At 63.3% G+C, this 22112-nt stretch carries 21 protein-coding genes; 16 read left to right on the plus strand and 5 right to left on the minus strand.

The window, feature by feature from the left end:
- Nucleotides 1–101: 101 nt before the first annotated feature.
- From JL474_RS14145 to JL474_RS14165, 5 genes are all read left to right on the plus strand, one after another.
- Nucleotides 102–1310: an acyl-CoA dehydrogenase family protein gene (locus tag JL474_RS14145; RefSeq protein ID WP_203142551.1), complete on the plus strand. Its 1209-nt coding sequence runs from the start codon at nt 102–104 to the stop codon at nt 1308–1310.
- An 83-nt stretch (nt 1311–1393) separates the two neighbouring features.
- Nucleotides 1394–2209, plus strand: a complete 816-nt coding sequence (locus JL474_RS14150) for an SDR family oxidoreductase (RefSeq protein ID WP_203142552.1) — start codon at nt 1394–1396, stop codon at nt 2207–2209.
- A 33-nt stretch (nt 2210–2242) separates the two neighbouring features.
- Complete coding sequence (locus tag JL474_RS14155; RefSeq protein WP_203142553.1) at nt 2243–3307, plus strand: phosphotransferase family protein; 1065 nt, start codon at nt 2243–2245, stop codon at nt 3305–3307.
- Complete coding sequence (locus JL474_RS14160; protein ID WP_203142554.1) at nt 3307–3996, plus strand: histidine phosphatase family protein; 690 nt, start codon at nt 3307–3309, stop codon at nt 3994–3996. Before JL474_RS14155 ends, JL474_RS14160 begins: the two co-directional genes overlap by 1 nt.
- Before the next feature lie 39 nt (nt 3997–4035).
- Nucleotides 4036–4806 carry an SDR family oxidoreductase gene (locus JL474_RS14165; RefSeq protein ID WP_203142555.1) on the plus strand — a complete coding sequence of 257 codons (771 nt, stop codon included), beginning with the start codon at nt 4036–4038 and terminating at the stop codon, nt 4804–4806.
- Nucleotides 4807–5014: 208 nt separating this feature from the next.
- Here JL474_RS14165 and dacB read toward each other — a convergent pair whose 3' ends face one another.
- Nucleotides 5015–6547, minus strand: a complete 1533-nt coding sequence (gene dacB, locus JL474_RS14170) for a D-alanyl-D-alanine carboxypeptidase/D-alanyl-D-alanine endopeptidase (protein WP_203142556.1) — start codon at nt 6545–6547, stop codon at nt 5015–5017.
- 356 nt (nt 6548–6903) lie between these two features.
- Between dacB and JL474_RS14175 the strand changes: the two genes are divergently transcribed.
- From JL474_RS14175 to JL474_RS14185, 3 genes are all read left to right on the plus strand, one after another.
- Nucleotides 6904–7683: a glutathione S-transferase N-terminal domain-containing protein gene (locus tag JL474_RS14175; protein WP_203142557.1), complete on the plus strand. Its 780-nt coding sequence runs from the start codon at nt 6904–6906 to the stop codon at nt 7681–7683.
- 85 nt (nt 7684–7768) lie between these two features.
- Nucleotides 7769–8680: an aldo/keto reductase gene (locus JL474_RS14180; protein ID WP_203142558.1), complete on the plus strand. Its 912-nt coding sequence runs from the start codon at nt 7769–7771 to the stop codon at nt 8678–8680.
- 3 nt (nt 8681–8683) lie between these two features.
- A complete protein-coding gene (locus JL474_RS14185) occupies nt 8684–9337 on the plus strand; it encodes a DUF6064 family protein (RefSeq protein WP_203142559.1) in 654 nt (217 codons plus the stop codon).
- On the opposite strand, the gene dkgB is transcribed toward JL474_RS14185, so the two are convergent.
- Nucleotides 9338–10147, minus strand: coding sequence for a 2,5-didehydrogluconate reductase DkgB (gene dkgB / locus JL474_RS14190; RefSeq protein ID WP_203142560.1), 810 nt, complete (start codon nt 10145–10147; stop codon nt 9338–9340).
- A gap of 352 nt (nt 10148–10499) precedes the next feature.
- Between dkgB and JL474_RS14195 the strand changes: the two genes are divergently transcribed.
- The 6 genes from JL474_RS14195 to JL474_RS14220 all read left to right on the plus strand — a co-directional run bounded on the left by JL474_RS14195 (nt 10500) and on the right by JL474_RS14220 (nt 17206).
- Nucleotides 10500–11483 carry a zinc-dependent alcohol dehydrogenase family protein gene (locus JL474_RS14195; protein ID WP_203142561.1) on the plus strand — a complete coding sequence of 328 codons (984 nt, stop codon included), beginning with the start codon at nt 10500–10502 and terminating at the stop codon, nt 11481–11483.
- Between the two features lie 63 nt (nt 11484–11546).
- On the plus strand, nt 11547–11960 hold the full coding sequence (locus JL474_RS14200; protein ID WP_203142562.1) for a GFA family protein: 414 nt from the start codon (nt 11547–11549) through the stop codon (nt 11958–11960).
- Nucleotides 11926–12633 carry an ABC transporter ATP-binding protein gene (locus tag JL474_RS14205; protein WP_203142563.1) on the plus strand — a complete coding sequence of 236 codons (708 nt, stop codon included), beginning with the start codon at nt 11926–11928 and terminating at the stop codon, nt 12631–12633. Before JL474_RS14200 ends, JL474_RS14205 begins: the two co-directional genes overlap by 35 nt.
- Nucleotide 12634: 1 nt before the next feature.
- Nucleotides 12635–14890 (plus strand): FtsX-like permease family protein, encoded by a 2256-nt coding sequence (locus JL474_RS14210; protein ID WP_203142564.1) that lies wholly within the window; start codon nt 12635–12637, stop codon nt 14888–14890.
- A complete protein-coding gene (locus JL474_RS14215) occupies nt 14887–15981 on the plus strand; it encodes a lipocalin-like domain-containing protein (protein ID WP_203142565.1) in 1095 nt (364 codons plus the stop codon). The genes JL474_RS14210 and JL474_RS14215 overlap by 4 nt, the downstream gene beginning before the upstream one ends.
- Before the next feature lie 76 nt (nt 15982–16057).
- A complete protein-coding gene (locus JL474_RS14220; RefSeq protein WP_203142566.1) occupies nt 16058–17206 on the plus strand; it encodes a glycerate kinase in 1149 nt (382 codons plus the stop codon).
- On the opposite strand, the gene JL474_RS14225 is transcribed toward JL474_RS14220, so the two are convergent.
- The gene (locus JL474_RS14225; RefSeq protein WP_203142567.1) at nt 17195–18331 is read right to left on the minus strand and encodes a PQQ-dependent sugar dehydrogenase; all 1137 of its coding nucleotides are present in this window, start codon (nt 18329–18331) and stop codon (nt 17195–17197) included. The genes JL474_RS14220 and JL474_RS14225 overlap by 12 nt on opposite strands.
- A gap of 156 nt (nt 18332–18487) precedes the next feature.
- Here JL474_RS14225 and JL474_RS14230 point away from each other — a divergent pair, with 156 nt between their 5' ends.
- Nucleotides 18488–18703, plus strand: a complete 216-nt coding sequence (locus JL474_RS14230) for a dodecin (RefSeq protein ID WP_123635293.1) — start codon at nt 18488–18490, stop codon at nt 18701–18703.
- 44 nt (nt 18704–18747) lie between these two features.
- Here the strand turns inward: JL474_RS14230 and JL474_RS14235 are convergent, their stop codons facing one another.
- Complete coding sequence (locus tag JL474_RS14235; protein ID WP_203142568.1) at nt 18748–20556, minus strand: ABC transporter ATP-binding protein; 1809 nt, start codon at nt 20554–20556, stop codon at nt 18748–18750.
- 141 nt (nt 20557–20697) lie between these two features.
- On the minus strand, nt 20698–21150 hold the full coding sequence (locus tag JL474_RS14240; protein WP_123635291.1) for a YaiI/YqxD family protein: 453 nt from the start codon (nt 21148–21150) through the stop codon (nt 20698–20700).
- A 193-nt stretch (nt 21151–21343) separates the two neighbouring features.
- On the opposite strand from JL474_RS14240, the gene JL474_RS14245 reads away from it, so the two are divergent.
- Nucleotides 21344–21862: a histidine phosphatase family protein gene (locus JL474_RS14245; RefSeq protein WP_236012265.1), complete on the plus strand. Its 519-nt coding sequence runs from the start codon at nt 21344–21346 to the stop codon at nt 21860–21862.
- Nucleotides 21863–22112: the final 250 nt, after the last annotated feature.

Raw genomic sequence — 22112 nt, forward strand, 5'->3', positions numbered from 1 at the left:
CTTGAGGAGAACGACTGGGCACGCAATGGGTCCGGTGGTTCCGGGAGGCCCGTTGGGCGGGCTTCCCCTGATGATCACGTGTTGCTCCGGGAGTGATTGCTATGGACTTTACCCCTTCAGAAAAAGGTCAGGATTACCTGAAACGCGTCAAGGCGTTCATCCGCGATGAGATCCAGCCCGTTGAGGCGGACTACTACGCCGAGATGGCCGGGCTCGACAACCGCTGGGTGGAGCTGCCGGTTATCGCCGAGCTGAAAGCCAAGGCTCGCGAACAGGGCCTGTGGAATCTGTTCTTCCCGGACGAGGAGCACGGTTGTGGCCTGCTCAACTCCGACTACGCCCTGATCGCCGAAGAAACCGGCAAAAGCTTTATCGCCCCGGAGATCTTCAACTGCAACGCGCCGGACACCGGCAATATGGAAGTGTTGATCCATTACGGCTCCGACGAGCAGAAAGCCGAGTGGCTGCCGCGTCTGCTCAGCGGCGAGATCCGCTCGGCCTTCTGTATGACCGAGCCGGCCGTGGCGTCGTCCGATGCCACCAACATGTCGGCGACGGCGGTTGTGGAAGGCGACGACGTGGTCCTCAACGGCCGCAAATGGTGGAGCACCGGCATTGGCCACCCGAAGTGCGAAATGATCATCTTCATGGGGCTGACCGATCCGGAAGCGCCCAAGCATCGCCAGCATTCCATGGTCCTGGTGCCCAGGAACACCCCGGGCGTGAAGGTCGAGCGCATGCTTCCGGTCTTTGGCTCCTACGACGAGCCCTACGGCCACGGTGAGGTCAGTTTCGACAAAGTCCGTCTGCCCAAGAGCGCCATTCTCGTCGGGCCCGGTCGCGGTTTTGAGATTGCGCAGGGCCGATTGGGGCCGGGCCGGGTGCATCACTGCATGCGCGCCATCGGCGCCGCGGAGCGCACGCTCGAGCTGTTGATCAAGCGCGCCATGAGCCGGGAAGCCTTTGGCAAACCACTGGCTAAGCTCGGCGGCAACCCGGACATCATCGCCAACGCCCGCATGTCGATTGAACAGGCGCGATTGCTGACCCTCAAGTGCGCGTGGTTGCTGGATACAAAAGGCATCATGGGCGCGCTGAGTGAAGTGGCCATGATCAAGGCGGTGATCCCGCAGATGCTGCAGACCATCGTCGACAATGCGATCCAGATCCATGGCGGCGCCGGTGTCAGCGACGACGATTTCCCGCTGACGCAGCTCTTCGCCTACGCCCGGGTACTGCGCCTGGCGGACGGGCCGGATGAAGTTCACCGTGGTACGGTGGCTAAACTGGAACTCAAAAAATACGCCTGAAGCGCCCCGGAATCACAAGAAGCCCCGGCCATGAGGATGGACCGGGGCCTTTCCGTGCTTCAGCAAAACAACAGGACACCAGCATGACAAAACGCGTTTTTATCACCGGCGGAGCCAGCGGTCTCGGGCGTGCCATTGCCTTGCGATATGCCCGCGAGGGCGCCCGTGTGTGTATCGGCGACATCAATCCCGAGCAGGGCGCCCTGGTTGAAGAGGAAATCCGCCAGGCCGGCGGTGAAGGCCGGTTCGTCACCAGCGACGTGCGCCGGATTGCCGATCTGGAGCAGGTCCGGGACCAGTTGGAAAAGCAGTGGGGCGGCGTCGATGTCGTCGTCAACAACGCCGGGGTGGCTTCCAGTGGCAGCATCGAGGGGACGACGCTGACCGACTGGGAGTGGATCCTGGACATCAACGTGATGGGCGTGGTCCGTGGCTGCAAGGCGTTCACGCCGCTGTTCAAGAAACAGCAGCAGGGCGCCTTTATTAACATCGCCTCCATGGCCGGACTGATGCTGGCGCCGCTGATGAGCAGCTACAACGTCTCCAAGGCCGGCGTGATCGCGCTGTCCGAAACGTTGAGCATGGAACTGCGGGACGACGGCATTCGCGTGAGCTGCGTGTGCCCGGCGTTCTTCCCGACCAACCTGACCGACTCCATGCGTTCGGAAAAGCCGGGCATGGACACCAACGTCAAGAAGCTGATGAAGCGTTCCGGCGTCACCGCGGACGACGTGGCGGAAGACATCTACCGGGCCGAATCCAACGGCGACTTCTGGGTGCTCCCACACGTGAAGGAACGCCGCATGTGGATCCTCAAGCGCCACGCACCCTGGGCTTTCGACTGGCTGATGCACCAGGAAAGCAAGCGCTGGATGAACAAGTTTGGCGGCAACGCCTAAACGAACGACTCCGTTCGGGAGGACAACCGATTTATGACACAGATTGATCAGGCGGTTGATATCCGCGAAGGCGAAGAACTCGACGCGCAGGCGGTCGACCGGTTCATGAAGCAGGCGCTGCCGGAACTGACCGGCGAGCCGTCTATCCGTCAGTATCCGGGCGGTGCGTCGAACCTGACCTACCAGGTGGACTACGGCGATCGCTCCTTTGTCCTGCGTCGCCCGCCGTTCGGCCACATCGCCAAGTCGGCCCACGACATGCTGCGGGAAGCGCGGGTCATGAAGGCCCTCAAGCCGGTCTACCCGTACGTGCCGGAGATCATCGCCATCTGCGACGATAACGACGTACTGGGCTGCGACTTCTATGTGATGGAGCGGTTCAAGGGCATCATCCTGCGCCAGGATTTCCCCAAGGACTTCGACCTGTCCGCCGAGGATACCCGGCGCTTGTGCCACAGTGTGATCGACAAGCTCGTGGACCTGCATACCGTGGATCCGGTCGCCACCGGGCTGGACAAGCTGGGCAAGGGCCCGGGCTACGTGCAGCGCCAGATCGGCGGCTGGAGCAACCGCTTCCGCAAGGCGCGCACCGAGGATGTGGGCGACTTCGAAGCGGTGATGAGCTGGCTCGACGACAAGATGCCGGACGACATCGCCCAGTGCATCATCCACAACGATTTCCGCTTCGATAACGTGGTGCTCAACCCGGACAACCCGTTCGAAGTGACCGGCGTGCTGGACTGGGAAATGGCCACCATCGGCGATCCGCTGATGGATCTGGGCAACAGCCTGGCCTACTGGATTCAGGCGGACGACGAGCAACCCTTCCAGATCCTGCGGCGTCAGCCGACGCACCGACCGGGGATGCTGACTCGTGACGAAGTGGTCGAGTATTACATGGACCGCTCGGGCTACCGGGTCAACCGCTTCGATTTCTACGAGATCTACGGCCTGTTCCGCCTCGCCGTGATCATCCAGCAGATCTACTACCGCTTCTACCACGGTCAGACCCAGGACAAACGCTTCGCGATGTTCGGCCATGCGGCGAACTATCTGGAGAAGCGCTGTCAGCGGCTGATCGAGGCGAGTGACCTGTAATGGCAACGCTCTACCTGATCCGTCACGGGCAGGCCAGTTTCGGCAAAGCCAACTATGATCAGCTGTCCAAGACCGGCTGGGAGCAGGGCCGGGTGCTGGGACGCTGGCTGGCGGACAAAGTGACGCCCACCGCCGTGTTCAGCGGCGACCTGCAACGCCACCAGGAAACCGTCGCCGCAATCACTGAAGGCTATGGCCAGCCGCTGCCAGCCCTGCAGATGAATGCCGGTTTCAACGAGTTTGACCATGAGGCGGTGGTGCATGCCCTCAAGCCGGAGTGGGCCGACCGCGAAGCGATGGCGCGCGACCTGGCGCAACACCCCAAGCCGGCCAAGGCCTTCCAGATGGCTTTTGTCGAGGCGTGTCAGCGCTGGGTGAGCGGCGAGTTTCCAGGCGATTACTCGGAGACCTGGGAAAACTTCCAGATCCGGGTGTGCGCCGCTCTGGATGAAGCCATCGCCCATGCCGGCGGTGGCGACGTGCTGGTGGCCAGCTCCGGTGGTCCGATATCGGTCGTGGTGCAGTCGCTGCTGGGCCTGGACGATCGCCGGGCGCTGGGACTGAACGAAGTCATCGCCAACACCAGCGTCACCCGCATCCTATTTTCCGGCCAGCGTCGCAACCTGGCTGTTTTCAATAACTACGCCCATCTCGAAGACGCCGCACCGGAACTGGTGACGTTCCGCTGAGTGCGGCGCGCTTCCTGTCTGTATTTAACGGGAGATCCTATGAGTCAGAAGAACCTGTTTGACCTGTCCGGCAAGACCGCGCTGGTGACCGGCGCCAGTCGTGGTATCGGTGAGAGCATCGCCCGCCTGCTGGCGGACAACGGCGCCCACGTGATCGTCAGCAGCCGCAAGCTGGAGGGCTGCGAGGCCGTCGCCGGCAGCATCCGTGACAACGGCGGCAAGGCGGAAGCCTACGCTTGTCACATTGGCGAGATGGAACAGATCGAAGGCCTCTGGGCCCACATCCGCGAGACCCACGGCAAGCTGGATATCCTGGTCAACAACGCCGCCACCAACCCCCATTTCGGCCCGATCGAAACCACCGAACTCGCGGCGTTCCAGAAAACCGTCGACGTGAACATCCGCGGCTATTTCTTCATGTGTGCCGAAGCGGCCAAGCTGATGAAAGAGAAGGGCGGCGGCGCCATCGTCAACGTGGCCTCCGTGAACGGCGTGGCGCCCGGGCATTTCCAGGGCATCTACTCCATCACCAAGGCCGCCGTCATCTCCATGACCAAGGCGTATGCGAAAGAACTGGGCCAGCAGAACATCCGCGTCAACGCGCTGTTGCCGGGCCTGACCGACACCAAGTTCGCCAGTGCCCTGACCACCAACGACGCCATCAAGAAGCAGGCACTGATGCACATCCCCATGAACCGCATGGCGAATCCGGACGAAATGGCCGGGACTGTGCTGTACCTGGTGTCCGATGCATCTACCTACACCACGGGTACGGCCATCAATGTCGATGGCGGTTATCTGACCGTTTAAGACGGACCGCGGATGACCCGGACTCGAAGGAGGCGTTAACTCGTGATTTGATCGGGAAGCGAATGGGCACCCTTGCCGAAGGAGGCACAAGGACGTGCCGGTCGGAATTGCGGCCACGGATGGCCATCAATTCCAGCGAAGGCAAGGGTGCCCATTTGCTTCCCGGCACGAGTTAAGTCCTGAAGAATAAACAAACTGGAGATTCGCCTCAGCGAACCTCCGTCGATGCCTTCGTCGGGGCTTTGGAGAAAGCGGTTTCCACCGGCGGCTGCAGATAGAGCGAGTAAAGCACCTTGTCCAGCAGTGCCTGACCGTTCCAGGCCGGCGCATGATTCACCAGACCCACCACGGCCCAGGTTGTGTCGTTGGTGTCCCGCGTGAAGCCGGCGATCGACCGGACGTTTTCCAGATACCCCGTCTTGATCCGCCCCAGACCGGCCATGCCGGTGTTGCGCAGACGACGATGCATGGTGCCGTCCATCGCGATCAGCGGCATGGAGGACATCAGGTCGGCGGCATAGGGACTCTTCCAGGCGGCCTGTAGGATCTGCGCACCCTGGCGGGCACTGATGCGGCTGGCCCGGGACAGGCCGGAACCGTTGTCGATCACTAGGCCTTCGGTGTCCACGCCTTTACTGGCCAGCCAGGATTTTACCTTGCGAATCCCCGCCTCACGGTCATCCGCATCGGTGGGTAACCGGTTTTCAGCGCCGATGGCCAGCAGCAACTGGCGGGCCATCACATTGTTGCTCCACTTGTTGATATCGCGCACCGTCGTGACCAGGTCCGGCGAGTCGGACGTCATCAGCAACCGGGTGTCGTCCGGCGTTTCACCGGTGCGCCAGCGGCCGGTCATCAGACCGCCCATCCGGGCCCACACGGTCTGAATGGTGGCCGCGGTGTAGTCCGGGGCCGGCATCAGGGAATAGTATTTGGTGGTTCGGCAGCCCTCCGGCAACTTGCCGGTCACCCGCACGGTAATGGTACCGTCGTCATGGAACGTCGGCGTCCAGTCGAAATGGTGATGCGACGGACAGCGACCGGCGGGCAGGGCCGTGACGTCGTTGTCGATGATGATGGCGTTCAGCGCCGGCGTGGCCCAGGCCGTCGTGCCCCGTTCGTCGGCCCGCACCTGGAAATGCGTCAGGTTGAAATTGGTCAGGTAGGGCGAGGGCTTTACCAGGAACGGCGCGTAGTCGTTGTCGCCGTTGTCATCGAATTCGGGCAGGCCGTTGGGCAGGTTGAACACCGTGCCATCCAGCACCAGATCCCCGTCGATGGTGTCGATGCCCATGCCGCGCAGTTCGGAAAAGGCGGTCCACAGCCGCTCCATGCCCAGATGCGGGTCGCCGGACAGCGTCACATAGAGATTACCCTGCAGGGTGTGGCCCACCAGTTGGCCGTCGGTGGAAAAGCGGGTTTCCCAGCGGTAGGTCGGCCCGAGGATTTCCAGGGCACCGTAGGTGGTCACCAACTTCATGATCGAGCCGGGACTCATCGGCTCGTCGGCATTGATGTACTGGGGCAGACCCGGACCGTTCAGCGGCACGGCGGCCACACTCATGGCCTGCTTGCTGTCCATGGCGCGCACCGTGGCATCCACGATGTTTTCCGACCAGGGCGAAAGTCTGGGACCGTCGGCCACGGCGGTACCGGCCGACAGTCCGGCAAGCAGTGTCAGTGCGAGAGACAGGGGGCGACCCCGACCACTTTTCCGAAGGAAAGCGGTTGTGGATGGCATGATGTTCACCCTCTAGAAAATGTCGAGTATCAGCGCAAAAGAGCGATTATCGAGACACTGCGGGGAGGACAGTTTGTTCAGCACTGTTTTTCCCAGACTCGCCCATAAAATAGCCCAGAATGCACGGCTTCGCCTATGACTGATTTTTATACATAACGTTAAATCTGGCCAGTAAATGCATCTTTTAGCTCGAAATTGTTGTGACTTGTAAAGGCTACGGCAGGGATGGCACGACACAGCAGGCGATCCAGCCAACGGCAGTTAGAATGTAATGTGTTGAAATCGTGGTCATTCATGGCAATCGGCAGCCTCCCGCGAGGCGTTGCCTGATGTGAAGACGACAAAGGACCGGACCCATGGGGAATCCATTGACTTTTCATCTCGATATTCTCGGATCGGCACTGACCTCCACGCTGACCGCCTGGCGTGGTTGCATGGTGGTCCGTCAGGCAGAGCAGCCTGCTCTGCCGTTGGTACTTTACGACATGGAAGGCTGCCCCTTCTGCCGCCGGGTTCGGGAAGCCCTGTCCGCGCTGCAGCTGGATGTGGACATTCGCCCCTGCCCGAAAGGCGGTCGGCGCTTCCGGCCGGAAGCCGAGCGGGTCGGCGGAAAGCAGCTGTTCCCGCTGCTGGTGGACGACAACACGGGCACCGTCATGTACGAATCCACCGATATCGTCGAGTACCTGTTCCAGACCTATGGCCAACGCGCCGTGCCCGCGTACTACCGGTCCCGTCCCTATCAGCCGGTATTGGGCAGCCTGGCCAGTGCCGTCCGGGGACTGCGGGGCACGCGGGTGCAGGCGTCACAATGTCCGGAAAAATCGCTGTCGTTGTGGAGTTTCGAGGGCAGTCCCTATTCACGTCCGGTGCGCGAGCGCCTGTGTGAACTGGAGATCCCGTATCGCCTGCACAACCTGGCCAAAGAGCACTGGACCGAGATCGGGCCGGCCGTGCAGCGTATCAAACCGGGGCCCTACACTCCCTTGCCCGGGGGCAAGCGGGAGGCCTTTTTCAGCCATCATCAGCGGGTCCAGGTCCCGTATCTCGAAGACCCCAATACCGGTGAGGGTCTGTTCGAATCCGCCGACATCCTGCGTTACCTGGATCGCCGTTACGCGGTGAAGCGCTCATGAACTGATGGGCGCTGCAGGCGTACAATCTCCTGTGACAGACACACCGGCTGCATTGCGTTGCGGCCGGTAAACAGGAGTATGCGCCATGACGATCCCGTTCAGCCGTCGCCGCTTCCTGGGCGGTCTCACCGCCCTGGCCATGCTGTCCCATGCGCCCTTGCTGGCGGCACAGTCCGCGCCGATCCGGCGCCCGATCCCGTCGACGGGTGAACGATTGCCGGCGATTGGCATGGGCACCTGGCGCACCTTCAACGTCGGCTCCGATCCGGGTTTACTGGACCAGCGAGCCGACGTCCTTGAGCGCTTCTTCCGCGAGGGCGGCACCCTGGTGGACTCGTCCCCCATGTATGGCTCCGCCGAAGCGGTTATGGGCCGGTTGCTGGAACGTCTCCAACGCGAAGGGACCGTCTTCGCCGCCACCAAGATCTGGACCAGTGACGAAGGCGCCACCCGCGGGGAGGCGGCCCATTCCCGCGAACTCTGGGGCATCGACCAGTTCGACCTGCTCCAGGTCCACAACCTGCTGGGGCTGGACGGTCATCTGCCGACGCTAAGGGCGATGAAGGCCGAGGGACAGGTCCGCTACCTCGGCGTCACCACCTCCCACGGGCGTCGTCACGGCGATCTGGAGCAGCTGATGAAACGGGAGCCGCTGGATTTCGTCCAGCTGACCTACAACGTCCTGGACCGGGAAGCGGAGGCGCGCCTGTTGCCGCTGGCGCAGGACAAGGGCATCGCCGTTATCGTCAACCGACCGTTCCAGGGCGGGCGCCTGTTTGACCGGTTTGCATCCCGGCCGTTGCCCGACTGGGCCGGCGAGGCGGGCGTGACGAACTGGGCGGAGTACTTCCTCAAATTCATCATTTCGCATCCGGCCGTGACCTGCGCCATTCCGGCCACCACACGGGTGGATCACATGCAGGAAAACATGGGCGCGCTCTACGGGGCCCTGCCGGATCCGGCCCTGCGTCGCCGCATGATCGACGAACTCGGGTAGATTATGGATTACGCCCTGCGCGATTTTTTGATGTTCACGCCTGAGGTTTACCTGCGCCTGTTCATGCGGCTCAACGAAGCCTTCTGGCCCTGGCAGCTGTTGTTCCCGTTCGCCCTGCTGGCGCTGGCTGGTCTGCTGTCGTTGCCCCAGGGGCGAGCTCGTCGCCTGGCGCTGTCGGTGTTGGGTGTGGGCTGGATACTCACGGCGCTGCTTTTCCTGCAGCGCTATTACGAGCCCATCCACTGGGGCATGGCGTATGCGGTCTGGGCGTTTCTCGCCGAAGCGATCCTGCTGGCGGTGCTGGCCTGGCGGGTCACGCCGGCCCGGGTGCCGTTGGGGATCGGGCTGATCGGGAGCGCGATGGTGATGGCCCTGTCGATGGCCGGCGCTGTCAGCGCGGGAACGGTTGAAGCCATGGGGTGGCCCGGACTGACTCCGGATGCGACGGCACTGTTGACCGTGCTGGCGTTGCTGACGGTGCCCTGGAAGCCACGTTGTGTGCTGTTGGTGGTGCCCGTGCTGTGGTTGCTGTTCAGCGGTCTGACGCAGTGGGCACTGGAGCTGCGGGCGACGCTGGTACCGCCGGCAGTGGGGCTGGGTGTGGCTTTGTGGGGGCTGTGGCCGGGGACTCGAAAACGCCCCCGGCCAAAACGCTGATCAGTCCCAGTCTGGAGCGAAGCTCGGATTGGCAATGCGCTCGTTGCGGTCCAGCTTGTCGATGGCATCGATTTCGTCGATCGACAGCTCAATGTCCAGAGCCTCCAGGTTGGCCTTCTGGTGATCCGGGCGCGTGGAGGAAGGAATCGGCACGATCCCCTGGGAAACCACCCAGGCGATAGCCACCTGGGCCGGTGTGGCGTTGTGTCGGCGGGCGATGTCCACCAGCGTTTCATCGTCCATGACCCGGCCCACGGCCAGCGGCATGTAACCCGTCACCTTGATGCCCAGTTCCTGGAGATGGCTGACCACCTTGCGATTGGCCAGGAAGGGGTGCACTTCCACCTGATTGGTCAGGATCGGGGTGTCCCCCAGAATCACCCGGGCATTGCCCACCTGGGCATTGGTGAAGTTGGATACTCCGACGAATCGCGTCAGGCCCTCGCGCTGGGCATCCCGCAGGGCACCCAGGTATTCCTCCATCGGCACCTCGTCACCGGGAGACGGCCAGTGGATCAGGGACAGATCGACGTGATCCGTCTTCAACCGCTGCAGGCTGTCCTTGAGGCTGTTCATCAAATCGCTGTAATGCAGCCTGTCGTGCCAGATCTTGGTGGTCAGGAAGATGTCACGGCGCGGGATACCGCTGGAGGTGATGCCGTCTCCGACTTCGGACTCATTGTCGTACATCTGCGCCGTGTCGATGTGTCGGTAACCCAGCGACAAGGCACTGCGAACGGCATCCCGTGCCGTATCACCCGTTAGACGGTAGGTACCCATTCCGATGGGCGGCAAGGTATCCAGAGCCATGGCAACTCCCCTCTGTAAAAACGGTAAAAATGGCGAGGTCATCAATCACGCTGCGTATCAAAAAGAAGGCGTTCGCTCACCTTCACACAGCGCTTTCCCGGGAGTGTCCGGAGGCTGGCTTCTCGTTTGGTGATGCTGGTTTAGCGAGAGCGCGGATAACGACCCGGACCCGGCCGGATACTACTAACGTTGGGGCGAAATGATCCCGTGTTCAAGTCCTTTTTGCGGGAAGCGGCGTCTTTTTTTGCAGGCCGATGGCCGGACTCACCACCGAACTGGCGTTTCCGCCCCTGTGCAAAATCCCGCTTGCCGCCTACCCTGATGACACCTCAAAAAGCACAGGAGACACCCCATGTTGCAGGCCAAATACGAAAGCCGCGGTCCGGTACCGCAGGACGTGATCGAAGCCGTCGAAATCGACACCCCGGAGCCGGGGCCCGGCGAGGCTCTGGTCAAGGTGCTGGCTGCCCCCATCAATCCCTCCGACGTGCTGACCCTGACCGGTGAATACGGCATGCTGCCTCCTTTGCCCGCCATCGGCGGCAACGAAGGTGTGGCCGAGGTGGTGGCGCTCGGTTCCGGCACCGAAGGGCCGGAAGTGGGGCAGACGGTCCTGTTGCCGGTCGGTATAGGCACCTGGGTGTCCCACGCGGTGGTCGACGCCCGTAAACTGGTGCCTCTGCCGAAGGAAGCGGATCCCCGTCAGCTGGCCATGATGACCATCAACCCGCCGACCGCGATGCTGATGCTCAGCGAGTTCGTCGATCTCCAGCAGGGCGACTGGGTCATCCAGAATGCCGCCAACTCCGGCGTCGGCGGCTACCTGATCCAATTGGCGAAGATCCGTGGCCTGAAAACCGTCAACGTGGTGCGCCGCGAGTCCGCGGTTGAAGGCGTCAAGGCGCAGGGCGCGGACGTGGTGCTGGTGGACGGCCCCGACCTCCACAAGCGCGTTAAGGAAGCGGTCGGTGACGGTGCCGTGAAACTGGCCATCGATGCGGTGGGTGGCGCCTCGACCGACCACATCGCCGACTGCCTGGAAGAGGGCGGCACCCTGGTCAACTACGGCATGATGAGCGGCGAACCCTGCCAGCTCACGCCGCGCAATCTGGTGTTCCGCAACATCACCGCCCGGGGTTTCTGGCTGGCCAAATGGTTCGAGCAGGCGTCCCGCGAGGATCAGATGAAAGTTTTCGGCCAGCTCACCAAGCTGATTGCCACCGGTAAACTTCAGGCGAAGATTGCGGGCGAGTATGATGTCTCGCAGATCAAGGACGCGGTGGCGGCTGCAGCGGCCGGAGAGCGTGACGGGAAGATCCTGATCGTTCCGGCCTGACGGTCCCGGAAACGGCACTCAATAGCGCCGGGCCACCGCACAACCCAATCGGAGAGACAATCGATGATGACCGGTCAATGCCTGTGCGGTGGCATTCAGTATGAATACGCGGGCCGCCTCGGCCCCATTGCCCTGTGCCACTGCAGCCAGTGCCGGCGGGCCCAGGGCAGTGCGTTTGGTGCCAACAGTCCGGTGCAGAAGATTCACTTTCGGGTCACCCGGGGCGACGAGCTCGTCAAGGAATTCGAGTCGCGCCCGGGCAAGTACCGGGCGTTCTGCCGGGAGTGCGGCAGTCCGCTGTACAGCCGGGTCGACGCCATTCCCGGCATCCTGCGTCTGCGGGTTGGCACTCTGGATGGTCCGGTGAACCAGTCTCCGGCGTACCATGTGTACGTTGGCTCCAAGGCAGACTGGTATACGATCACCGATGACCTTCCCCAGTATGAAAAAACCGAGCGCACAAACGATCCGCATTGACCCGGTCGACCCGTCGCCGGACAGGCGGCCGGAGCCTGTGATTCGCGTTGAGGGCCTGCGCAAGCATTTCCGATCCGGTGGTGAGGATGTGGCGGTCTTTGACGGCTTCGACCTCTCACTGCTGGCCGGCGAATCGCTGGCGCTGGTGGGGCGTTCCGGCTCCGGCAAGAGCACCCTGCTCAATATCCTGAGTGGGTTGGAACGCTGGTCGGCCGGCTCCGTCACCCTGTTCGGCGATTCGCTGCCGGTGGACTCGGCGCGCTGGAGCGAGTTGCGCCGCAGCGCCATTGCCACCGTTTTCCAGGAAGCCAACCTGATGCCGGCCTTGACGTTGCTGGAGAATGTCCGCTTGCGCGCAGACATTGCCGGGCATGCGGATGCCGATGCGATGGGATGGCTGGAGCGCCTGGGTATCGGTCCACTGGCTGCCCGCTACCCCGACCAGGTGTCCGGTGGCCAGCGGCAGCGTGCTGCGCTCGCCATGGCCTTTGCCATGCAGCCGCGACTGTTGCTGGCGGATGAGCCCACCGGCAGTCTGGACGGACACACCGCGGCCGAGGTGGCCGATGTCCTGTTTGCCTTCCAGCAGGCCCAGGGCTGCCCGCTGATTCTCGCTACCCATGATCCCGCCCTTGCCGGGCGCTGCGACCATACGCTGAGGCTGGGAGCCTGACATGACCGGTCGCCGCCTCTGGTTGGCGAGTGTCAGCCATTACCGTCGCCATCCCCTGCAACTGGTCGCCCTCCTGTTGATCCTGGTTCTGGCAACCGCCCTCTGGTCCGGCGTCTGGGACCTGACGCGCCAGGCCCGGCAGAGCCTGCAACAGGGTACCGGCCTGCTGGAGGGACTGCAGGAAATCCGCCGCCAGGACGGCGCTCCGGTGACGGTCGCCGATTTTGTCACCCTGCGCCGTGCCGGCGTTTGCGTGCTGCCCTGGCTTGAAGTTACGCCGGCCAGCGGGCAGGGACGGGTCATTGGCATCGATCCGTTGTCGTTGGGCTGCTTTGCCGAAGGCGGCCAGAGTGGACTGCCGCAACGCATGCAGGGTGGGCCGTTCGAGGACATCGGCCGCGCCATCGAATCCTCACCAAACACGCCGGCTACAGCGGGTTTTCGCCTGATGGCCCCAACGGCAGTGACCGACCTTCCATCAGGTTACCGGAACGTCCCCGCGGAGCCGCGCCTGGCCACCGGCGAACTGGCAGACAGCTTCCTGCTGAATCTCGACGCCCTGTGCGTCCTGGTGTTGTTGATTACCGGGCTGCTGATCCGCAGCATCTATCTGTTGGGACTCTCCCAACGTCGAGCCAGCACCCAGCTTCTGACCCGTTTCGGCGTGCCCGCCCGCCGCCTGCATCGAATGCGCCTGGTGGAACTGGCCGTGATCTCCCTGCTGGGCGCCGTGCCCGGCACGGTGCTGGGGCTGCTCATGGCGCAGGTGTTTGCCCAGGGCTTCGGCCGGGTGCTGAGCGGCCTGTTCGATGTCACCCTGGTGGGCAATGCCATCACCTGGATGGCCTGCCTGCCGATCCCGGTGATGATCGGGCTGGTGCTGGCGTGGTGCTCGTTCGACGGGCGAGAGGACGATACCGGGCGACGGCGGCGGGGCGACCGTGGGCGCCTCGCCGCCGTCATCCTGCTGTTGGGCATCGTCGGATTGATCCTGGCAAACACGCTGGTTCTGGTCTTTGCCGCACTGGCCCTGGTATTCCTCGGCGTGGGGCTGCTGACACCGGCCTTGCTGGCCCGTGGGCTGGATGCCGCTGCCCGCCACACCGCCAAACCACTGCGGCTATGGTCCGTGCGCGAACTGTCCGTGATGATCCGGCGTCTGGGGCTGCCGGTGGTGGCCCTGCAGTTTGCAGCGGCGACGGTGATCGCCATCCAGGCGCTGGTTGGCACCTTCGAAACCACGTTCTACGAATGGCTGGATCAACGCCTGCAGGGCGATGTCTATCTGGAGCTCCGCGAGCCCGCCGATTTACCTCGGGTCGAGGGTGCCCTGAGTGGTCTGGAGAGCGTCGCTCAACGCTATACGGTTCAGCGGGACCGGGCAGAACTGACGCAACCGCAACCCGTCTCCGTGGATCTGCTGGCGCTGCCCTCCGACTCGTCATTGCTGCACCACTGGACCTTCCTGTCGGCCGTTTCCGATCCCTGGTCGCAGCTTGATCGGGGCCAGGTCATGGTCAATGAGCAACTGGCCCGCCGATTGGGCCTGGCGACCGGTGACCGGCTCAGTTACCGGATAGCGGGGCAGGCCTATCAGGCGACGGTCGCGGCGGTCTACGCGGATTATGGCCGACCCAGCGGCGAGCTGTTGGTGGCTGCCTCGTCTCTTCCGGCAGCGTTCCGCTCCGCCTTTACCAGTGTCACGGTCGCCCTGGCCGAAGGCGCCACACCGGCGGACTTGCGTGCCGCGCTGGCGGATGCCTTGCCCGGCGTTGGTCTTGAACTGCGGGATACGGCGTCGGTCCGTGGACTGGCGACCCGGATCTTCGAGCAGACGTTCCTGCTGACCCGTGCCATCAGTATGTTGACGCTGGTGCTGGCCGGAGTCTCGCTGCTGGTCCTGGGTTGGGTGTTTTTCGGCACCCGGCGCTGGTACTTCCACCTGCTTCGGGTCTGGGGCGTCGGTCGGCGAGCGCTGCGCTGGCGGATCAGCGGCCTGTCCGTTGCGGTAACGTTGATGGCCTGTCTGGCGGCCCTGCCGCTGGGGGTCCTGCTGACCTGGGTGCTGGTGGCCCGGATCAATCCGCTGGCCTTCGGCTGGTCTCTGCCGATGGCCGTTTATCCGCTATTCTGGTTACAACTGGTGGTCGTCGCCGGGGTGATCGGGCTGATCATCGCCTGGCTGATTCAGCGCCGTCTGGACGAGCGGCCGCCGGAACCGGTGACGGTGGGTCAATTGCAGGGAGCGGAGCGATGAGGTGGCTGATCGGAGCGCTGGTCGCGATGTGCCTGGCCGGCTGTGAACCGGGGGAAGAGGCGCCGCAGGGCTTTGCCGGTCTGGGGCAATCCTTTGATCCGCAAAGCGCCGGCGTTGATTTTGCCCAGCCCGGGCCTGGCGACCACATCGAGTTGCCGCGGGATCTGGGCCCCCATCCCCGCTACCGCATTGAGTGGTGGTACCTCACCGCCAACCTGACCACCGCCGACGGTGACCCGCTTGGGCTGCAGTGGACCCAGTTCCGTCAGGGCCTGAAGCCGCATGCGCCGGATGCAAAGACGCCGCCACCGGAATCGTGGCCGCTGCAGTCGGTGTGGATGGCCCATGCCGCCGTGTCACGCCCCAACGACCATCATTTCAGCGAGCGACTGGCCCGGGGCGGCATCGGTCATGCCGGCGCAACGGCGTCGCCGTTTTCGGTGTGGCTGGATGACTGGTCGCTGACCGCCTCGGAGGATGGCGACTGGCAACTCCACGTCAAAACCGATGACTGGGGCTATGACCTGACCCTGAGCCAGCGCGGCGATGCGGTGCGCCACGGCGATCAGGGCTTCAGCGCCAAGTCGGCCAGCGGCGAGGGCTCGATGTATTTCAGCTATGTGGACCTGACCATCCGCGGCACGGTCACCGTCAATGGGGAGACCCTCGACGTGCAGGGCAGCGGCTGGTTCGATCGGGAGTGGAGCAGCCAGTTCCTGCGCTCCGACCAGCAGGGCTGGGACTGGATGGCGCTGCAGCTGGAATCCGGCGAGCGCATCATGGCGTTCCGGCTGAGGGAAGACGAAGGGGCGTTTCTCGCCGGCACCTGGATCAGCGCCTTCGGCGAAGTGGTCCCCCTGAGCGGCGATGACTTTACTCTGCAACCGCTGGAGCAGGCGACCTTTGACACAGGCACCGTGCCGTCACGCTGGCGGCTGACCATTCCCAGTCGGGATGTGGACATCGAAGTGGACACCATGGCCGGCAACTTCTGGAACACCGGCCTGTATCCCTACTGGGAAAGTCCGGTCCGGGTATCCGGCTCCCACAGTGGTCGCGGTTATCTGGAGTTGACCGGCTACGCCGAGTAACGCCGGGACTGGCGGGCGCATTTATTGCTTTAATTGAAGGGTAGATCGCCATCAACACGACCCGCGAGGACCGCTTGTGACTCATATCCTGATTGCCCCGGACTCCTTCAAGGAAAGCCTGTCGGCCTCGGAAGTGGCCGAGGCCATACGTGGCGGACTGGCCCAGGCACTACCGGAGGCGACCTTCACCACGCTGCCGCTGGCGGATGGCGGCGAGGGCACCATGGAGGCGCTGGTGATCGCCGCCGGCGGCCGCTACGAAACCACCGAAGTCACCGGGCCGGACGGCAATCCGGTGAAGGCCCGCTTTGGACTGATCCACGACGACCGCACTGCCGTGATCGAAATGGCGGAAGCCAGTGGCCTGCAACGATTGCCGCAAGCCCGGCGTAATCCCATGAAAACCACCACCCGGGGCACCGGCGAGCTGATCATCGATGCCCTGGATCTCGGAGTGGAGCAGATCATCCTGACCCTGGGCGGCAGCGCCACCAACGACGGCGGTCTCGGAATGGCACAGGCCCTGGGCGTCAAGGCGCTGGACGCCGCCGGGAACGCCATCGGCCCGGGTGGGCAGGGGCTGCTGGATGTGTCTTCGATCAATCTGCATGAACTCGACACCCGGATACCCGCGACCCGTTTCCGGGTCATTTGTGACGTCAACAACCCGCTGACTGGCCCCAATGGCGCGACCTATGTGTTCGGGCCCCAAAAAGGTGCAACCGACGAAATGCTGATTGCGCTGGACCAGGGCATGGCCCGTTATGGAGCACTGCTGGAACAGGTGGTGAGTCGCAAGTTGGCGGACATGCCCGGTGCCGGTGCGGCCGGTGGCATGGGCATGGCGGCGTGCGCGTTCCTGCGTGGCCGTCTGGAGCCCGGGGTGGATGTGGTCATGGATGCAGTAGGCTTGCGTGAGCAGCTCAAGAAGGCGGATCTGGTGATCACCGGGGAAGGGCGGATCGATGGGCAAACCGCCCGCGGCAAGACCCTGGCCGGACTGGCCCGGGAAGCCGCCCAGGCGGGCGTGCCCGTAGTGGCCCTGGCCGGCAGCGTGGGTGACGACTACGACGAGGCATTGGCCTGTGGGTTGACGGCAGTGTTCGGTATCACGCCGACGCCCATGGATCTGCCGGAGGCGCTGGAGCGGGCTGCCGACAACCTGCGTCGGGTGGCCCGGAACGTGGCGGCGCTGTACGCCCTGTCACCCTCATCAAGGGCGTGAGACTCTCAGGATTTCACCGTCCGAGGCGTCCGTCAGCAACCAGATGGACCCGTCGGGCGCCTGCTTGACCTCGCGGATGCGTTTGCCCACCGCTTTCAGCAGATCCTCCTCTTCCACCACCTGTTCCCGCTCGTTGACCCGCAGTCGAACCACTTTCTGGAACTTCAGGGCACCGACGAACAGATCGCCCCGCCATTGTGGGAACATCTCACCGTCATAAATCGCCAGGCCCGATGGGGCGATGGACGGATCCCAGTAGTGCAGTGGCTGCGCCATGCCCGGTGCCTGGGTGCGGTCGGTAATCGGCAGACCGCTGTAGTCGATGCCGTAGGTGATTGCCGGCCAGCCGTAATTGGTGGCCGCGCGAATGATGTTCACCTCGTCACCGCCCCTTGGACCGTGCTCGTGGCTCCAGATCTCACCCGTGACCGGGTGCCGGGCCATGCCCTGGATATTGCGGTTGCCGTAGGTGAAGAAGGTCTGCCTCGCACCGGCCTGATTCAGGAAGGGGTTGCCTGGCGCCGGGGCTCCGTCAATGGTGATGCGGTGAACGCCGCCGGCATCGTCCGACAGGTCCTGCGCCCGGGATTGATCGCCCCGGTCGCCCACCGGCACGTAGAGGTAACCCTCCCGGTCGAAGGCCAGCCGCCCCGCAAAATGACGGGTGGTGTTGGAGCGGGGCAGGGCTTCGAAGATGACGGTCACATTCTCCAGGGCACCATCCCGGTATTCGGCCCGGGCCACCCGGGTCGTTTTGCCTTCGCGGGTCTGGTGAGCGTAGCTCAGGAAGAGCAGGCGGTTCTCGCTGAAACGGGGATGCAGGATGACGTCCAGCAGGCCGCCCTGGCCGGCCACCGCCACGTCCGGTACGCCGCTGACCGGTGCATCCAGCAACTCGCCATCCCGCACCACCCGGAGACGGCCCGCCCGTTCCGTCACCAACACATCACCGTTGGGAAGAAAGGCCAGTCCCCAGGGGTGGTCGAGTCCATCAACAACGGTATCGACGCGGTAATCGTGATAGCGGGATTCGTAGACGTCTGCTTCCGCCAGGCTCGCCAGCAAGAGGCCGGCGAACAGTGAAAAGAACGTGCGAAACGGATGATGAGTAGGGCCCTGAATCATCGAGTCTGCCTCCTGCTGACGATGCATACGCAATGGTTCCTTGGATGGCTTCCACCGGCAAAGGTTCAGTTGGTGCCTTTTGAAAACCCCCGCCCCCTGTGTGCCATACTGCAACCGAACACGCTTTTAAAACCTTGCGACATAAGGAGATCATGGATGTCAGATCATCATGTCTACAAGAAAGTCGAGATTGTCGGTTCGTCCACAACCGGCATTGAAGACGCCATCGAGAACGCGTTGGCGGAATGCAGCAAGAGCGTCAAGAACATCGAATGGTTTGAAGTAACCGAAACCCGCGGCCATGTGACGGACGGCAAGGTGGCCCACTATCAGGTGGTGCTGAAAGTCGGGTTTCGGATTCAGGGAAGCTAGGGGCTGAATTCAGCCCCTTGAATGCACTGCTGCGCGGAGACGGCTCAGTGGGTGGTCAACTGAGCCGCTTCGGCGGCCGAGCCGGTCTGGACCTGCCACTGGGCGGCGTAGCTGCCGTCCTGGGCGATCAGTTCGTCATGGGTGCCCCTCTCGGTGACCTCGCCGTCCTGGATCACGGCAATCTGGTCCGCATGGACGATGGTCGACAGGCGGTGGGCAATCATGATGACCGTGCGGTTGTGGCCGATGCGCCGCAGCGACCGCTGGATCGCGGCTTCCGTCTCGTTGTCCACCGCGCTGGTGGCCTCGTCCAGTACCAGGATGGGCGGATCTTTCAGCAGCGCGCGGGCCAGTGACAGACGCTGACGCTGACCGCCGGACAGGCGCACGCCGCGCTCACCCACGGCGGTGTCCAGGCCGTCCTGCAATGCCTCGATAAAGCCCCAGGCCTCGGCCGTTTTGGCCGCCTCGATGATCTGCTCATCGGTGGCGTCCGGACGCCCATAGGCGATGTTGTCGCGGATGCTGCCATCGAACAGGTAGACATCCTGGCTGACCAGGCCGATGGCCTGACGCACCGAGTTCAGGCTGACATCCTGGATGGGATGATCGTCGATGCGGATCGCCCCGTGCTGCACGTCGTAAAACCGCAGCAGCAGCTTGATCAGGGTCGACTTGCCGGAGCCCGTGGCGCCCACCAGGGCCAGGGTATGACCGGCCGGAACCTCCAGGCTGATGCCTTTGACGCCCGCGCCGCTGTTGCCATACCGGAACTGGACGCTATCGAAGCTCACGGACCCGCGCACCGGCTGGGGCAGGGGCGTGGTAACGTTGTCCCGAACATGGACGGGCTCCGCGATCAGGTCCAGGATCCGGCGGGTACTGGCCATGGCCCGCTCGAACTGGTCGACCACTTCCGCCAGTCCCGTCATTGGCCACAGCAGGCGCTGGGTCAGGAACACCAGTACGCCGTAGGCGCCCACATTCAGCTCCCCGTTCAGGGCCATCATGCCGCCGATCATGAACGTCGCCAGGAAACCGAACAGCACCGCCATCCGGATCAGCGGAATGAAGGCGGAGCTGATGCGGATCGCCTTACGATTGGCCTGGACGTAATCGTCACTGGCCTGGCGCAGACGCTCCGCTTCGCGGGCTTCGGCCGTAAAACTCTTGATGGTGGCAATACCGCCGAGATTGTTGGCCAGCCGGGTGGACAGGTTGCCCACTTTCTCCCGCACGTCGGCGTACAGCGGTCCGGCTTTTTTCTGGAAGTAGAAGGCACCCCAGACGATGACCGGAATCGGTGTAAAGGCCAGCAGCGCGATCAGCGGCGAGATCACGAAGAACACCAGGCCCACCGTGAGAATGGTGACCACCACCTGGATCATGGCGTTAGCACCGCCGTCGAGGAACCGTTCCAGCTGGTTCACGTCGTCGTTCATGGTCGCTACCAGCTGGCCGGAGCTGCGCGACTCGAAGAAGTGCATATCCAGGCGCTGGGCGTGTTCGTAAGCGTCCTGGCGCAGGTCGGCCTGCAACGCCTGGGACAGGTTGCGCCAGAGCACCTGGAACATGAATTCGAATATGGATTCACCGGCCCAGATGAAGAAGGTGAGCAGCCCCAGCACGAGAATCTGGGACTCGGCCGAGGTGAAGCCGATCGACGCCACGAAACTGGATTCCTTGTTCACCACCACGTCGATGGCAATACCGATCAGGATCTCCGGCGCGATGTCGAACAGCTTGTTGATGATCGAGCAGGTGGTGGCAGCGATGATGTGGCGACGGTAGCCGCGGGCGTAACGCAGCAAACGGCCAAGCGCCTGGAAGCTGCTGGTGCTGGAGCTGGACATGAGAAAATCTCCGAATCGGGCAGACCCGTCCGATAAACACCCGGGAAAACGGGGGGTATGAACGGGTCAGAAAAGGCGGACAGACTAGCTGAATTCGCTCACTCGTGAAAGCGAATCATTATCAAATCTGTTTGGCCAGGCTCAGCGCTTGACGTGTTTCTGCAGCCAGCGGTCGAGCTGATCGGCAAAGGCCTTGCGATCGGTCTGGGAATAGCCGGACGGTCCGCCGGTCATCTGACCCGCGTTGCGCAGCTCTTCCATGAAGTTTCGCATCGCCAGACGCTGGCGGATGTTGTCGGGGGTGTAGACCTGGCCACGGGGGTTGAGGGCCCGCGCACCCCGTTCAATGGCCTCTGCGGCCAGCGGAATATCCTGGGTGACCACCAGATCGTTCTCGCACAGCAGCTCGACGATTTCATTGTCCGCCACATCGAAACCCTGCGGCACCTGGCGTGTCTTTATATAGGGTGAAGGCGGCACATTGATGCGCTGGTTGGCGACAAACGTGACGCTGATTTGCCAGCGATTGGCGGCGCGGCAAAGGATCTCCTTCACCGGAGTGGGGCAGGCGTCGGCATCGACCCATATGGCCATAATCAGTTCTCCCTCATCAGCGGGGCAAGGATACGCCAATTCGACGAAAAAGGGTGAACGGCTACCCGGTCTTTGGCGTATTGCCACTCAGATGGCCTGTTGCCCAGGGAGGTGCATCATGGGTTTTTCCACGACCGTTCGGTGGCTCTGGCCAATCCTTCTTATCGCTGTGACCGTTCTCCCCAGACTGGCTATGGCCGACGATGCCGCTGCTTGGACCGCCTTGCGCCAGGGTGGGGCTGTCCTGATTCTGCGTCATGCCCTGGCGCCTGGCGTGGGCGATCCGGACCACTTCGACGTCAATGATTGCAGTACCCAGCGTAATCTGAACAACGTTGGCCAGGAGCAGGCGCGGGCCTGGGGGCGATATCTGGCCGAACAGGGCATTCGCAGCGCCCAGGTTTTTTCCAGTGCCTGGTGTCGCTGCCGGGATACGGCCACGCTGATGGACGTGGGGCGCGTCACCGTGATGCCGTCGCTCAATTCCTTCTTCGCGGGCCAGGGCGACCGGGAGGCGCAGACGGCCGAGACCGTGGACAACGTCAACGGCCTGCCGTCCGGACAGCCCATTATCCTCGTCTCTCACCAGGTCAATATCACCGCGCTGACCGGCGTCTACCCGGATTCGGGTGAAGGCCTGATCCTGGCCATGCCGCTGGGTGAGGACAATCAGGTCCTGGCCCGCGTGGGGCCGGACAGGGCACCGGACTGATTCGCTCGGCTGCGGTCTTGCCACCGGCTCTAAAATGGGGGGGATCAGATGTTTCCCCCGAAGTCAGGGCAGTCCTTCGGCCTGCTCCGAAGCTGAAGCGTCGGCTACATTCTGAGGCTCACTCGAGCGTGTAGCAGATGCTTCAGCTTCTGAGGCACCGCAGGTGCCCTTGGTCCTTCTCTGAGCGCTGGTCCGGATCATCACGATCCAGCGTCAACGGGCCGGTTGTCTTCACGAAATCGCGCGCCGG

Origin of the sequence: Marinobacter mangrovi, assembly GCF_016798325.1 — a bacterium.
In the GTDB taxonomy this organism is placed as follows: Bacteria; Pseudomonadota; Gammaproteobacteria; order Pseudomonadales; family Oleiphilaceae; genus Marinobacter_A; species Marinobacter_A mangrovi.